Source organism: Neisseria sp. P0021.S005 (genome assembly GCF_051956955.1).
Genome location: NZ_JBQCWY010000047.1, coordinates 1 through 14,393, shown reverse-complemented (window position 1 = coordinate 14,393; position 14,393 = coordinate 1). Strand labels below are relative to the sequence as shown.

Below are 14,393 nucleotides of genomic sequence, written 5' to 3'. Positions count from 1 at the left end.
CCTCGACCGCAACCGCCAACCGCAAGGCTATGGCAAACTTTATGACTATGGCGGACGGGTCAGGATTGCCAGCGGAGCGTTTTATTGGCGTGTCCGAAACGGTGATTTGAACTATTACAGCGATTACAGAGACGGACAAAGCCGTAAGATTGGCTCCGAACTAAACAGTCACGAAATGGCATGGACTAGAAGTGCCCCAATTGCTTATCGGGAGATTGCAGACGCGTTTAATCTGACCAGCCAAGCTCCGCATTACACTGCAAACATGGCGGCGGACGGCATTGATAAATCATTAAGAATCATAATGACCGTCATCCTGGTTGTCGTCAATCTCCCTGCGCTTCTGACCGGCGATAGTTCTGCCGCACTTACCGTCATCTTTATAGGATGCTGGTTGTTGTGGACCATGGGCAAAAAAGACGAGGACGAGGATTAACATGTCGAGAATCACTTACATCATTTTCAGTACCATCATCATCGTCATCTCCATGATCATCAGCTACGGCTCTTCCGATTCCGACGGCTCGCGTATGCACTCCGGCGGCTATTATGGCGGCAGCGGTTATTCCGGAGGCCATAAATGACCCATGCGCCCGGTAATCATGGCCTATTGGACTTATACGGTTGCGATGAAGCCATCTTAAAAGATGAAGGCCGTCTGAAAACCGCTTTGGTGGCTGCCGCACAGGCTGCAGAAGCCACCATATTGACCGAACACTTCCACACCTTCGGTGGCGCAGGCGGCGTAACCGGTGTTTTGCTGCTCGCCGAGTCCCATATCAGTATCCACACTTGGCCTGAACACCGCTTCGCTGCTATTGATGCATTTATTTGCGGCGGTATGAAATTGGAAAAAGTGAAGGAAATCTTGTGCAGGGAGTTGGTGGCAGCAAGGGCTGTTTGGACGGTTGTGCAACGTGGCGAAGGTATACTGGACGATGTACAACCATCGGTTGAACAATAAAATCTGTCGGGCCGTCTGGAAAAAATTGGCTGATAGTAAATTAGATAACAAATTTTGTATAAAAAGGCTTTTAAACAAAATGCTTAAAATAAAAGATTGGAAGAGAAACAGAAGTTTGCCATTGGTTATTTACTTGCTTGCAGGTTTGTTTTTGCTTGGAGTGGAAAGTGCCGAAGCAAAAAAATTAACACATGATCGTACCGAGTATTGCCGTAATCAAGTTTATGTCAGTAATAACCAAGGCGCATCCCTGCAAGCTCAACCGGACGATAAAGCATCTTCAATCACTCAATTGCACCATATGCAATACCTTTGCGTTGTCGGTAATGACAGCAAAAATACCGAAGAAGGATACTCTTGGATAAAAGTAAAAAAAGTACCTTTGGCAATCAAAGAAAACCAAATCAGTTGTCATGATATGGGCCTGCCTGACAACTGCACCAAACCTACCGATTTCCCGACTGAATGGAAAATCAAACCGCCCAAAGGCAAAAAATGTCGTCTTTCCACTCATGTTGATAATGAAGGTCAGTTGCTTATTGTCGCAAAAGGCGTTTGCCCAACCGGATGGGTAAAAGAGAGAGATGTACAATTTTTTGCCGATTAGTAAACTTGGCTTTAGTTAAAGAAAAAAACAAAGTTCATCATATGGCAGAACAATCAAGAAAAAAGATTTAACTTATTCTTTATTAAAAGACAGGCCGTCTGAAAGCATATTCAATCCGTTTTCAGACGGCTTTATCTTACATTTTTAAAATATCCTGATTAAGGAAATCAGAAATGCATGTTCGTACTTCCATCATTTTTGCCTTATCCATGCTCACCTTAGGAGCATGTGTCAGTCATCATCCTTCGGTTCCTCATGCTTCAACGGTGAAAGACCGTGCATATTATTTCCAACATCTTGACGAAGCCCAAGCAAAAAAAGAGCAATGTTTGAAAGACAGAGTATTTGAGAAAGCAGGCGTTGATATGGAAAACAGCAGAGATCAACAAATGATTGCTGCGTATCCCGATGACCTTTTAATGCTCAACCAAGATAATGCGGAATTATTTTCTTGTATCGCTGCGTGGACGGCTGCTAATTCCGCAGAACCATTACGCAAATGGCAGAGGGAAAATGAGGAAAGTGAAGCCACCAATCAAAAATTTGAGGCACAGGTTATGCGGTTTAAAGCAGAACTAGAAAAGAAATACTCAGAAATAGATTGGAAAAAGTTTTATCCTGCCGCACTCTATCAGGAATCTGTCCATTTCCTTTACACAGACAGTACGTCAGAAGAATATGCAAAAAAAGAAGCCATCGAACGTATCTTTATTGATAAAGCGAAACGGTTTATAGCAGAATCGGAAGCGAACAATATTGAAACGCTGACCCAAAAGATGTCGCAAATCTGCAAGGAGGATACTTGGGGCTATATCCCTTCGTGTAAAGTCTATTATCATGTTTTAAAAGAAAAACTCTCGAAAAAAACACTATCCGAATTAGTGGAGATGGAAAAACAGTATAACGACGGCGAGCATATGCCTGTTCCTATTTTATTTGAAGCTTATCGTTTTACCCTTGGATCTGCTTTGGAGAAAATAAATCGAGAATTAATGTCAGACTACGGTAAACTCGATTCCGAATATAGGCAGTGTGTAAAAAAAATCGGAGAAAAAGTCTCGGTTACCCAAATGGACAGCTTTGAAGAAAATTTCGAGCCGGAGTTTTATCTCGGTTTTTATCCCGAATGTGCCGTTACCGATAACATTATGAAACAATTGGAGTTTCCTCTGGATTTAAATGTCGCGGTTGAAAGCAAAATTTTCCACAAAATAGTCAAACAAAGCCAGGAAGAAAACGAGAAATTTCTCATCGATGAAGAGCTATCAGGAATAGCATGGCGGAAGCAGCTGGAAGAATCGCCCGAAGTCTTACAAACCAAAAAAAGCTTGGCTCAAAAATATGCCCAAACACCTTGGCAAAATTTCAGGAGCACTATAAAACAAGACTATCCAGATATCGAAAGTGACTTCTCGGGTACGGAAGAAGAACAGAAGCAGAAAAAGATAATTTCTACTGCCCTGAGGTTAATCTTGATTGAAAAAATACAGCCTGAAATGGACAAGTTAGAGAAAAAAAGTATAGATGAATTACTTACTGAACTACGAGCTCGTTGTAAAGAAGGAGAAGGAATAGATTGGCTAAGCGATACTCAGTGTATTCTGTATTACCGTACCTTCTTAAAAAAAATTCAGGGTCAAACTTTAGAAGAGCTATTAGCTTCAAAAGATAAATATGAAGAGGGGCCTTCCTTGGTTAAGTTTTCCTATAAGTTAGTATTAGAAGGGAAAGAGGTGAAACGATCCTTCGAACTGATAAAAAATGATGACAAACGCGAAGCAGCATACTGGCAATGTATCAAAAACATCAGCAAAACCATAAAGAAATCAGGCATTCTAGAAACTAACGATGCCGAGTCGATTATCTTGAACGAACCTGGTTGCAAACAGGTGTACTATGTCATGAGCAATATGAACGAAGAAAAACGGTTCACATATTTTGCCGACACGCTGCTTAACAAGAAACGTTTCAAAGAAGCTCCGAAAGTTCAACAAGATTGATGTAAACATTTCATTAAGAGGCCGTCTGAAGTCTTGCATATGCTGTTTTCAGACGGTCTTAAACCTTGTTCTGATTAAACTGAAATATTGACGTTATATGGAAAAAACGCCTTTTTTTAAAACCGATTGCCCAAGCTGTGGTGCGCCTGTGGAGGCGTATTCCGCTACTGCCGTGACGCTGGTGTGTGGCCATTGTCACAGTATGCTGGTTGCTAGAATCGGTAAGGGGAGGAGCGGATATTTTGTTGCCAATTCAGGGCGTGATTCTGCGTTGCTGGAAGATTTCAGTCCGTTGCAGATTGGAACGCGAGGCGTTTTTGATGATCGGAAATTTACGCTGATTGGGCGATTGCAGGTGCATTACGATGTCGGCGCATGGAATGAATGGTATGTCTTGTTTGATGACGGGCAGACCGGCTGGCTTTCCGAGGTTGGCGATTTATATGTGATGACATGTTTACTTGCCCAGAAGAGGAGACGGGGGCCGAAAAATTTTAAGTCGGTGAAAGCCGGTTCCAGTTCGTTGATCTTTAATGGCCAAACCTTTATTGCGTCAGATGTCCGCACCATACATTACCGTAATACCGATGCGCAAGGCGAGTTGCCGTTCAACTTATCTGAGAACCAAGCGGCAGGCGAGGTTTGCGACTGGCGACGGGGCAATTTGTTTTTGACCTTGGATTATTCGACGTTTCCAATGGACTCCTACTTCGGACGCATAGTCAGTTTGGACAGTTTGAAGCTGGAAAATAAGCGCAGTGATGATGAAATCCATGAAAGTGCAGGTCGTCTGAAAGGAGAGATTCTTTCTGAAAACTGCCCGCATTGCGGCTCTCCTGTTCATTGGCCAAGGGGTGTTACTTCTTTCCTTTTATGTCAGTCTTGCGGCAGCAGTTTGAATACGACAAAAGATACTGTTGCGTTGATGGAGGCAAATGCCCAAAGGAAAGAACAAGAAAATCTGTTCACACTTTCCATTGGTACGAAAGGCCGTCTGAACGATACAGAATATCTGATTATCGGGGCTGTAAGATTTGTCGAGATATCGTCCTATAATCAAAATCAGTCCGAATACTGGACGGAATATCTGCTTTATAACACTCAACAAGGTTTTGCCTGGCTGATTGAGTCTGGAAAACGCTGGCGGCTGTCAGAAACCATTACAAACATGGCCGGACTTTGATTCAAGTGGCAATCCTGCCGGTGAAATGTTGATTGATCATTACCGCGGGCAGGTCGAGGTAGCGGCTGGTGCTTTTTATTGGAAAGTCAAACAAGGCGATTTGCTTCATTACAAGGAATATAGCGGCAAGAAAAGTTATGGCCGGAATGTCATTCTGTGTTCCGAGCAGAGCAAGGACGAAATTGTCTGGAGTAAAAGCAGTCCTGTGTCTTACCGTCAAATGAGAAAGGCATTCGGTCTGTCTTTTGATACTAAGGAGATGCTCTCTTACTGGCTGAAGGGCGACAATAGAAATGTTGGGAGTAGAGATAATGTAGCCCGTATCATTGCTATGCTGATTCTTATCATCGTCAACCTTCCGGCCTGGCTGTCGCCGCATCTACGTAGTCCTGTCGGTATAGTGGTCAGTCTGTGTGCGTTGGTATGGATATGGATTTCTGACAGATATAAAAACGATCGTGATTACGAAGAAGAACGGGTAGGGATGATTATTTTCTTTGCTTTCATCATTTTTCTTACCGTCTTATTCAACTATGTCCAAGCGGAAGACAGTGATTCATCGCATTCCGGCAGATCCTATCATGGTTATTCGGCAGGGCATAAATAACGTGAGATCTGCTTAACCTCGTTGTATCGTTTTACTTTTATTTTTTCAGACGACCTTTTTATAAAACATGCTAACCCGCCGTCAATTTCTCAGCTATACCGCCGTGCTTGGTGCCGCCTCTGCTTTCTCTTGGCAGACTTATAAGTACCTCAACCGCAAACCGCCGGTTTCTATTAACCGTGTCGGCTTGCCGTTGGGGCATTTGTTGCGTGACGGGGAATTGCTCAGTTCGCCGACCCGTCGTTATGAATGCAATACGTTGATACTCGGCGGCGGTGCGGCTGGGTTGGGAGCATTGTGGTATTTGGCGAAGCATAATCACCGCGATGTATTGTTGGCAGAAGGGTTTGAACGTAATGGCAACAATGCCGCCTATACGTCTTCAGACGGCCTGAAAGCGCCGAGCGGTGCGCATTATTTGGCTTTGCCGTCGAAAGAAAGCGTGTATGTGCGCGAGATGTTGGCGGATTTCGGTATTTTGCAGTCGGATGGCAGCTTTAGGGAAACCGATTTGGTCTATGCGCCCGAATCGCGCCTCTTATATCAGGATAAATGGGTAGAACATTTATTGCCGAAAGAAGATGCGGATTCCAAACGGTTTTTTGATTTGATAGGCCGTCTGAAACAGGCTTACGGCAATGACGGTAAGAAAATTTTTGCCATTCCGATTGCGCTGTCATCGATAGATGAAACATGGCGAAAGCTCGATCATCTGACGTTTCAACAATGGCTTGATCAGGAAGGTTACCATTCGCCCGAGCTTTTGTGGTATCTCGATTATTGTTGCCGCGACGATTACGGACAAGGCATCGGGCAAGTATCTGCCTTTGCCGGATTGCATTATTTTGCCGCCCGCAACAATGCAGAAACTGTCCTCACTTGGCCCGAAGGTTTGGCACATCTTTCTGAAAACCTGCGCCGTCATGCCGATTTGCAGGAAGGCTGGCAATGGCCGTCTGAAAACAGTATCCGTTTGGAGAAACCTGCTTCGGTTAATGCTTCTGCCGTCAAAATCAAACCGCTTTCAGACGGCCGGATTGAAGTGTGGCTGCGTGATAATGCAAAAGGGGAAACCGTTGCCGTCACCGCGCAACACGTTATCTCCGCCATGCCGCTGATGGTTGCCGCCCACATTATTGAATCTCCCGAACAATTTGGTCTGAATATTCCCGAATACGCGCCATGGCTGGTTTCCAATTTTGAACTGCACAGTTTTCCGAAAGAAAAAAACAACAGCGAACTTGCGTGGGACAATGTGGTTTACGGCAGCCAAGGACTGGGCTATGTTGTTGCGACCAACCAGCTTATCCGGGTTGCCCGTCCTGAACGTACGATTTTTACCGCCTACGCCGCGCTCAATCACGATACGCCACAAGCCGTCCGCCGCCAGCTGCTTGAAGCAAGCGATGAAGAGCTGCTCCAGTTTGCCGCACAAGATCTGCTTACCGCTTACGGCGAAGGCTTTTGGCGGCATGTTTCCCATGTTGACATTACCGTTCGCGGGCATGGCATGAGCGTGCCGAAACCCGGCTATTTAAGCGATGAGGCTTTATTAAAAATCAGAAATCGAAATACTGGATTATTATTTGCACACAGTGACTTAAGCAGCTATTCGGTGTTTGAAGAGGCTTTGTATTGGGGTGTGGAAGCGGCGCGGAAAGTATTGGCTTAATTGATATAAAAAGGCCGTCTGAAATCATATTCAGACGGCCTTTTCTCTTTTAACTTAATAACCTGATTAGGCTTTTGGTTTCAAAGCGGCAGCTTCGCGAGCCAGACGGGTGATGGTATCCCAGTCTTTGTTTTTGATGGCTTCTTTTGGGGTCAGCCATGAGCCGCCGACGCACAAGACATTAGGCAGCGCCAAGTACTCGGGAGCGGTTGCCAGGCTGATGCCGCCGGTCGGGCAGAAGCGAACATCGGCGTAAGGGCCGTACAGGGCTTTGAGCATGGCTTTGCCGCCAACGACTTCGGCAGGGAAGAGTTTGAGGGTGTCGATGCCGTGTTCCAAAGCCAGTTGGACTTCGCCAGGAGTGGCAACGCCCGGAATCAGGGGGATGCCACTGTTGTGGCTGGCTTTGGCGAGGGATTCGTGCAAACCCGGGCTGATGGCGAAAACCGCGCCTGCGTCTTCGACGGCTTTGAGCTGTTCGGGATTGGTTACCGTACCCGCGCCGACGATGGCGTTAGGAACTTCTTTGGCAATCAGGCGGATGGCGTCGAGACCGACAGGGGTGCGCAGGGTGATTTCGAGGGTGGGAATGCCGCCTTCGACAAGGGCGTGGGACAAATCGACGGCAGTACTCAAGTCGTCAATCGCCATTACCGGCACAACTGCGCCGGCAGTCAGAATTTCACGAGGGGTCAGTTTAGACATTTTAGGTCTCCGTTGGGGACTGTATCGTAATAGGGTCGTTAACATGGTTTCAGACGACCTGATTGTTTTAAGAGGCCGTCTGAAAAGGGTTTAGGCAAATTCGCCGCCGAAGCTCATGGCACCGGTTTCTGCGCTGCTGGTCATGCTGCGGAAGTTGGCGAAGAGTTCGCGGCCGCAGCCTTGTTGATTCGCGCTCAAGTCGATACGTTCGACTTCGCGGGCGTTCCATTCGGCTTCGTTGATCAGGACGTTGAGTTCGCCGGTAACGGAGTCGAAGCGGATCAAGTCGCCGGTACGGATTTTGGCGATGTTGCCGCCCATCAGGGCTTCAGGCGTCATGTGGATAGAGGCCGGAACTTTACCGGACGCGCCGGACATACGGCCGTCGGTCAGCAGTGCCACTTTAAAGCCGCGGTCTTGCAGGATGCCCAAAGGAGGGGTCAGTTTGTGCAATTCGGGCATACCGTTGGCGCGCGGGCCTTGGTAGCGGACAACACAGACGAAATCGCGTTCCAACTCGCCGCGTTCAAATGCGGCCAATACTTCGCGTTGGTCGTTGAACACGATGGCGGGTGCTTCAATGATGCGGCAGCCTTCGCGCACGGCGGACACTTTAATTACGCCGCGACCGATGTTGCCTTTCATTAGGCGCAGACCGCCGTCTGGGGAGAACGGGTTGTCGGCTTTGCGCAGGATGTCTTCATTACCGCTGGTTTCAGGGGCTTCGCGCCATTCAAGTTTGCCGTCAATGAGGAAAGGCTCTTTGGTGTAGTGGCGCATACCGTGTCCGACAACGGTATCGACATCATCGTGCAACAGGCCTGCGTCCAGCAATTCGCGGATAACGAAAGGCAGGCCGCCGGCAGCGGTAAAGTGGTTTACGTCGGCTTTGCCGTTGGGGTACACACGGATCAGCAATGGGATGATGGAAGAAATTTCATCGAAGTCGTCCCAGTTCAAAATCACGCCTGCAGCACGCGCCATAGCAACGAGGTGCATGGTGTGGTTGGTCGAGCCGCCGGTTGCCATCAGGCCGATCAGGGCGTTAATGAAGGATTTTTCGGTCAACATTTCGCCCAATGGTTTGATGGTGCCGTTTTTGATGCCGCGTGCGAGGTGTCCGGCTGCGTAGCGGGTCAGTGCTTCGCGCAGGTCGGTATAAGGGTGGACGAAGGCAGCAGCAGGCAGGTGTACGCCCATCATTTCCATCATCATCTGGTTGGAGTTGGCGGTACCGTAGAAGGTACAAGTACCCGGGCTGTGGTAAGAGCCCATTTCGCTTTCAAGCAAGGCGTCGCGGCCGACTTTACCTTCGGCGAAAAGCTGGCGGGTACGGGCTTTTTCTTTATTGCCGATACCGCTAGACATCGGGCCTGCCGGAACGAAGATGCCAGGAATATGACCGAAAGACAACGCACCGATCATTAAGCCCGGAACGATTTTGTCGCATACGCCCATAAACAAGCTGCCGTCAAACATTTGATGCGACAGACCGATGGCGGTACTCATGGCAATCACGTCGCGGGAAAACAGCGATAATTCCATGCCGGCGTAGCCTTGCGTGATGCCGTCGCACATGGCGGGCGTGCCGCCGGCGACTTGGGCGGTCGCGCCGTTTTTTTGTGCTTCGTCTTTGATTTGGTCAGGGAAGTCTTTAAACGGCTGGTGTGCGGAAACCATGTCGTTGTAGGCAGTGATGATGCCTAAGTTGGGGACGGTTTCCTGAAGCATTTCGATTTTGATGCTCTTAGGCATGGAGGCATAGCCGTGTGCCAAGTTGCTGCAGCCGAGCTGGTTGCGCTCTAAGCGTCCCATCTGTTTGGCGCTGCGGATTTTCGCCAGATACTTTTCACGCGTCGGGCGGCTGCGCTCGATGATGCGCTCGGTAATTTCGGCGAGTTTCGGGTGAATAGGAGTGGGGTTCATGTGCGGTCTCCTGGCTAAACGATATGATAGGGATTTTGTTTGCGCGTTTCTGATTTTTGTATTGGGTGTTTTCTTCAGACGGCCTTGAGCTGTGGGAATGAATAATATGGGCCGTCTGAATATTTGAAGATTTTCTCTTCGAAGCGTCCGCATATTATAGTACAAAATCTGTAATTTTGTTACAAAATAATTTACTAAGTGGAAGAAATTTGATTTAAATCGAGGTATGGTCAATTCGTAAAATGGCAGGCTGCAAAAGTCATCAAACTTTTATGTTAAATCAAACAATTTGTAAAAATGAGAATAGACAAAATGTGTAGCCATGTGTAGTATTACTACTCATTAGCCCGCTTGTTTGAAATTTTGGTGCAGGCGATTGGTTCTTTACTGCTTATTGCTTAAAGGCTTTTGATTTTAATCGATTTTTATGGATGACGACAGTCCAAAAGTTTTGAAGCAAGCTTCCTCAACGAGAGATGAAACAATGAGTACACAGACAAATTTTGATTTGGTGTTGTTTGGCGCGACCGGCGATTTGGCAATGCGTAAACTTTTGCCTTGCCTGTATCAGGCGCATGTAGCCGGTTTGCTTCATCCCGAAGGTCGTATTTTGGGCGTAAGCCGCAGCGAATTGGATACCGCCGGCTTTTTGGCTAAAGTGGAAACGAATTCTAAAATCCATGTCAAACAAAACTTCTCAGATGAAGCGTGGGCATCGTTTATCCAACGTCTTGAGTATTTGAAAGTCGATGTGACAAAGAAAGACGACTTCATTGCTTTGGGCGACTTGGTAAAAGCGCGCAAGAATACTGAGAATGTCGTGATCTACCTCTCAACTGCGCCGAAATTCTTTGCACAAGCCTGTGAAAATCTTGCCGAAATCGGTTTGAATGCCGATAACGTGCGCGTGGTTTTGGAAAAACCGTTGGGTACGGACTTGGCTTCTTCCCAACAAATCAATACAGATGTAGCCCGTTATTTCAAAGAAGAACAAATCTACCGTATCGACCATTATTTGGGTAAAGAAAGCCTGCAAAACCTGCTGGCCTTGCGTTTTGCTAATGTGATGTTCGAGCCTTTGTGGAACAACAAATATATTGAAAGCGTACAGCTGACCATCGCCGAGCAGTTGGGCGTGGAAGAACGCGGTGAGTTTTACGACATTACCGGCGCATTGCGCGATATGGTGCAAAACCACTTGATGCAAATGCTTTGTATGACTGCGATGGAAGCGCCGGCAAGCTTGGATGCCGATGCCGTACGCGACGAGAAAGTGAAAGTCATCAAATCGCTGAAACCGCTGACCATCGAATCCGTCAACGAAAATGTTATTCGCGGCCAATATGTTGCAGCAAACGGTATGAACGGCTATCTGGAAGAAGTCGACGTACCGAAAGACAGTTTCACTGAAACCTATGTTGCCATCAAAGCCGAAATCGAAAACGAGCGTTGGAAAGGCGTACCTTTCTACCTGCGTACCGGCAAACGCATGGCAGGCAAAGTGGCGGAAATCGTGTTGAACTTCCGTCCGCTGCAAAACCATATTTTTGACAACAGCCAACCTGCGCCGAATCGTTTGGTTATTGAACTACAACCGACCGAATCCGTCCGTCTTTACACACAAGTGAAAACCCCGGGTGCTGGCAACAAAGTCGAAGTGACACCGATTGGCGTGGACTTGGGCACAGCCGTCGAGGGTCGCCGTGCCGAGGCTTATGAACGCCTGCTGCTGGATGTGATTAACGGCAAACTCGCTTTGTTCAACCGTCGTGACGAACTCGAAGCCGCTTGGGAATATGTGATGCCTATCCTGGAAAACTGGGCGAACAATACAACGCCTCCACATGCTTACGAAGCCCATTCTTGGGGTCCTGAAGCTGCGCGCGCGCTGTTGGCCCGTGACGGTAACAAGTGGCACGAAGAGCAATAATATTTCTTTCAGACGGCCTTGTTTTCCAACAAAAGGCCGTCTGAAACCATGAAAGGACGAAACATGTTTGTTTGGCACGAACAAGAAAATGCTGCAACTGCTGCGCAAGCTCTCGCCGATGCCGTTGCCGCCGCATTGCAAGCCGCGTTGAATGAGAAAGGCCATGCGGTTTTGGCCGTTTCCGGCGGTCGTTCGCCGATTGCGTTTTTCGAGGCTTTGTCGCAAAAAGATTTAAATTGGCAAAACGTCGGCATTACTTTGGTGGACGAGCGTATCGTTCCGACCACGCATGCCGACAGCAATACAGGCTTGGTACGCGAATATCTGCTCAAAAATAACGCGGCCGTTGCCACATGGATTCCTGTTGTTGAAGACGGAAAGTCTGAAACTGAATTACAACCTGAAGTTGTCGTTGCTTACGCATTGAAACATTATAAGCAACCTGATGTGCTGGTGTTGGGCATGGGAGGGGACGGACATACGGCGTCGTTGTTCCCTCAAGCGCCTCAATTACAGGCAGCAATCAATGAAGCCAATGACCCGACATTGATTCATACTACGCCGGTTACCGCGCCGCATGAGCGTGTGAGTATGACTTTGGGTGCGATTGCCAAAACGCCGAATGTATTTTTGGCCATTCAAGGCGCAGAGAAAAAAGCGGTATTCGACAAGGCTGCAGCAAGGGTCGATACCGAATATCCGACCAGCCTGATTCTCAATCATCAAGGGATTAACTGCCATGTCTACTATGCACACTGAAGCTTATCCTCGTTTGGTCGCCGATATCGGCGGTACGAATGCCCGTTTTGCACTTGAAACTGCACCACAGGTCATTGAAAAGGCTGAAGTCTTGCCTTGCCAGGATTACGACACCATTGTTGATGCCGCCAAAACTTATTTGGAACGCGCAGGCAGTCCGAAAGTTTTGCACGCCGCCTTTGCGATTGCCAATCCGATTTTGGGCGACTGGGTGCAGATGACCAACCACCACTGGGCATTCTCCATCGAAACCACCCGCCAGGCTTTGGGTTTTGAAACGTTGATTCTGTTGAACGACTTTACCGCCCAGGCTTTGGCGGTAACAAAAACCGATAAGAAAGACTTGATACAAATCGGCGGTCAAAAACCAATCGAATTTGCGCCTAAAGCCGTTATCGGTCCGGGTACCGGTTTGGGTGTCAGCGGTTTGGTGCACAGCGCTGCCGGCTGGGTGGCGTTGGCAGGCGAGGGCGGCCATACCAGCTTCCCGCCGTTTGACGATATGGAAGTATTGATTTGGCAATACGCTAAAAACAAATACGGCCATGTTTCTGCCGAGCGTTTCTTGAGCGGCGCAGGTCTGAGCCTGATTTACGAAGCATTGGCCAAACGCGACAACATCAAACAATGCCGTCTGAAGCCTTCTGAAATCACCGATAAGACATTGAGCGGAACATCGCCGATTTGCCGTCAGACTTTGGATATTTTCTGCGCCATGCTGGGTACGGTTGCTTCCAATTTGGCTTTGTCATTGGGTGCGCGCGGCGGCGTGTATTTGTGCGGCGGGATTATCCCGCGCGTGTTGGATTACTTTAAAACGTCTCCATTCCGCAGCCGCTTTGAAAACAAAGGCCGCTTTGAGGCTTATCTTGCCGCTATTCCCGTGTATGTCGTATTGAGCGAATTTCCGGGCATCGTCGGCGCGGCGGTCGCATTAGACAATCATTTAAATAACGTTTAAACACACAAACGGCGGTGCAGGGCAGGGGGTGGAAAAAAACCTTGTCCTGAACGTCAAAGAATCAAAGGGTAGAGTATATGTTAAGCAAAATCAGCGAATCATTGTCCAACCTCTCCGGCGCAGAACGCAAAGTTGCCGAATCTGCGTTGGCCGAGCCGAAATGGTTCGTTCATGCTGCTGTGGCGGAAATCGCCGAGCGTGCTTCCGTCAGTCAGCCGACTGTAATCCGTTTCTGCCGCAGCTTGGGTTACAAAGGCTTGCCTGAGTTCAAACTCGCTTTGTCTGCCAGCATCGGCCACGAAGGCATGCCTTACGTTCATGAAGAATTAAACGCCGATGACAACATGGGCAGCGTGGTCGAAAAAGTATTGGGCAATGCCGCAGCCTCCCTCTTGGGTGAGCGCCGTTTCCTGAAAGAATCCGAGCTGGAAAACGCGATTGCCATTCTGATGCACGCGCGACGCGTTGAGTTTTATGGTGTCGGCAACTCCGGCATCGTTGCCCAAGATGCGCAACACAAATTCTTCCGCTTCGGTATGTCCACCGTTGCCTATGTCGATACACATACCCAGCTGATGGCGGCTTCCGTATTGACCGAGCAGGATGTGTTGGTGGCGATTTCCAATACCGGCTCATCTATCGAATTGTTGGATGCGGCCAGTATCGCCAAAGAAAACGGCGCAGCCGTTATCGCGCTGACCCGCAATGATTCACCGTTGGCTCAAATGGCCGACTGTGTATTGAGCATTGCTACTCAGGAAAATGCCGAGCTTTATACGCCTATGGTGTCCCGTCTTCTGCAGCTGGCCGTTATCGATATTCTTGCCATCGGCTTGGCCTTGCGTTTGGGCGATACTGCCAGTACGCAACTGCAAAAAAGTAAAAAAAGCATACATAACAAGCACATCGAATACGATAAAGATTGATTCTTCATTGATATCTTCAGACAGCCCCAACCCACATCAAGGCCGTCTGAAACCTCAAAAAACGGAAACCACCCCGTTCCCGTTTCAGACGACCTCACGGCCGTTTTCTCAACAAAACTGTCCACTATCCAGGAGAGCATCCGATGAAACACC

13 protein-coding genes and 1 pseudogene are annotated in these 14,393 nt (G+C 48.1%); 12 read left to right on the top strand and 2 right to left on the bottom strand.

Features of this window, described 5'->3' with window-relative positions:
* From ACTHUE_RS04865 to ACTHUE_RS04830, 8 genes and pseudogenes are all read left to right on the top strand, one after another.
* A pseudogene (locus ACTHUE_RS04865) lies at positions 1-436 on the top strand (DUF4178 domain-containing protein); the annotation flags it as partial.
* A gap of 1 nt (position 437) precedes the next feature.
* Positions 438-584 (top strand): hypothetical protein, encoded by a 147-nt coding sequence (locus ACTHUE_RS04860; protein WP_162837292.1) that lies wholly within the window; start codon positions 438-440, stop codon positions 582-584.
* The gene (gene speD, locus ACTHUE_RS04855; RefSeq protein WP_049335402.1) at positions 581-964 is read left to right on the top strand and encodes an adenosylmethionine decarboxylase; all 384 of its coding nucleotides are present in this window, start codon (positions 581-583) and stop codon (positions 962-964) included. The genes ACTHUE_RS04860 and speD overlap by 4 nt, the downstream gene beginning before the upstream one ends.
* Before the next feature lie 25 nt (positions 965-989).
* The gene (locus ACTHUE_RS04850) at positions 990-1,571 is read left to right on the top strand and encodes a hypothetical protein (RefSeq protein WP_224783366.1); all 582 of its coding nucleotides are present in this window, start codon (positions 990-992) and stop codon (positions 1,569-1,571) included.
* Between the two features lie 173 nt (positions 1,572-1,744).
* Positions 1,745-3,571: a hypothetical protein gene (locus tag ACTHUE_RS04845; protein WP_049335405.1), complete on the top strand. Its 1,827-nt coding sequence runs from the start codon at positions 1,745-1,747 to the stop codon at positions 3,569-3,571.
* Positions 3,572-3,668: 97 nt separating this feature from the next.
* A complete protein-coding gene (locus ACTHUE_RS04840) occupies positions 3,669-4,754 on the top strand; it encodes a DUF4178 domain-containing protein (RefSeq protein ID WP_224783365.1) in 1,086 nt (361 codons plus the stop codon).
* Entirely contained in the window at positions 4,696-5,361 is a 666-nt protein-coding gene (locus ACTHUE_RS04835; RefSeq protein ID WP_224783377.1) for a hypothetical protein, read from the top strand. The genes ACTHUE_RS04840 and ACTHUE_RS04835 overlap by 59 nt, the downstream gene beginning before the upstream one ends.
* Positions 5,362-5,428: 67 nt before the next feature.
* The gene (locus tag ACTHUE_RS04830; protein ID WP_049335410.1) at positions 5,429-7,033 is read left to right on the top strand and encodes an NAD(P)-binding protein; all 1,605 of its coding nucleotides are present in this window, start codon (positions 5,429-5,431) and stop codon (positions 7,031-7,033) included.
* Between the two features lie 66 nt (positions 7,034-7,099).
* Here the strand turns inward: ACTHUE_RS04830 and ACTHUE_RS04825 are convergent, their stop codons facing one another.
* Positions 7,100-7,738 carry a bifunctional 4-hydroxy-2-oxoglutarate aldolase/2-dehydro-3-deoxy-phosphogluconate aldolase gene (locus ACTHUE_RS04825; protein ID WP_003745733.1) on the bottom strand — a complete coding sequence of 213 codons (639 nt, stop codon included), beginning with the start codon at positions 7,736-7,738 and terminating at the stop codon, positions 7,100-7,102.
* A gap of 90 nt (positions 7,739-7,828) precedes the next feature.
* Positions 7,829-9,664, bottom strand: coding sequence for a phosphogluconate dehydratase (edd, locus tag ACTHUE_RS04820; RefSeq protein ID WP_004519344.1), 1,836 nt, complete (start codon positions 9,662-9,664; stop codon positions 7,829-7,831).
* A 484-nt stretch (positions 9,665-10,148) separates the two neighbouring features.
* Between edd and zwf the strand changes: the two genes are divergently transcribed.
* From zwf to hexR, 4 genes are all read left to right on the top strand, one after another.
* Positions 10,149-11,594 carry a glucose-6-phosphate dehydrogenase gene (gene zwf / locus ACTHUE_RS04815; protein ID WP_039862026.1) on the top strand — a complete coding sequence of 482 codons (1,446 nt, stop codon included), beginning with the start codon at positions 10,149-10,151 and terminating at the stop codon, positions 11,592-11,594.
* 63 nt (positions 11,595-11,657) lie between these two features.
* The gene (pgl, locus tag ACTHUE_RS04810) at positions 11,658-12,353 is read left to right on the top strand and encodes a 6-phosphogluconolactonase (protein WP_039861965.1); all 696 of its coding nucleotides are present in this window, start codon (positions 11,658-11,660) and stop codon (positions 12,351-12,353) included.
* Positions 12,334-13,314, top strand: coding sequence for a glucokinase (locus tag ACTHUE_RS04805; RefSeq protein ID WP_039861966.1), 981 nt, complete (start codon positions 12,334-12,336; stop codon positions 13,312-13,314). Before pgl ends, ACTHUE_RS04805 begins: the two co-directional genes overlap by 20 nt.
* A 77-nt stretch (positions 13,315-13,391) precedes the next feature.
* The gene (gene hexR, locus ACTHUE_RS04800; RefSeq protein ID WP_004519348.1) at positions 13,392-14,240 is read left to right on the top strand and encodes a DNA-binding transcriptional regulator HexR; all 849 of its coding nucleotides are present in this window, start codon (positions 13,392-13,394) and stop codon (positions 14,238-14,240) included.
* The last annotated feature ends 153 nt before the right edge of the window (positions 14,241-14,393 follow it).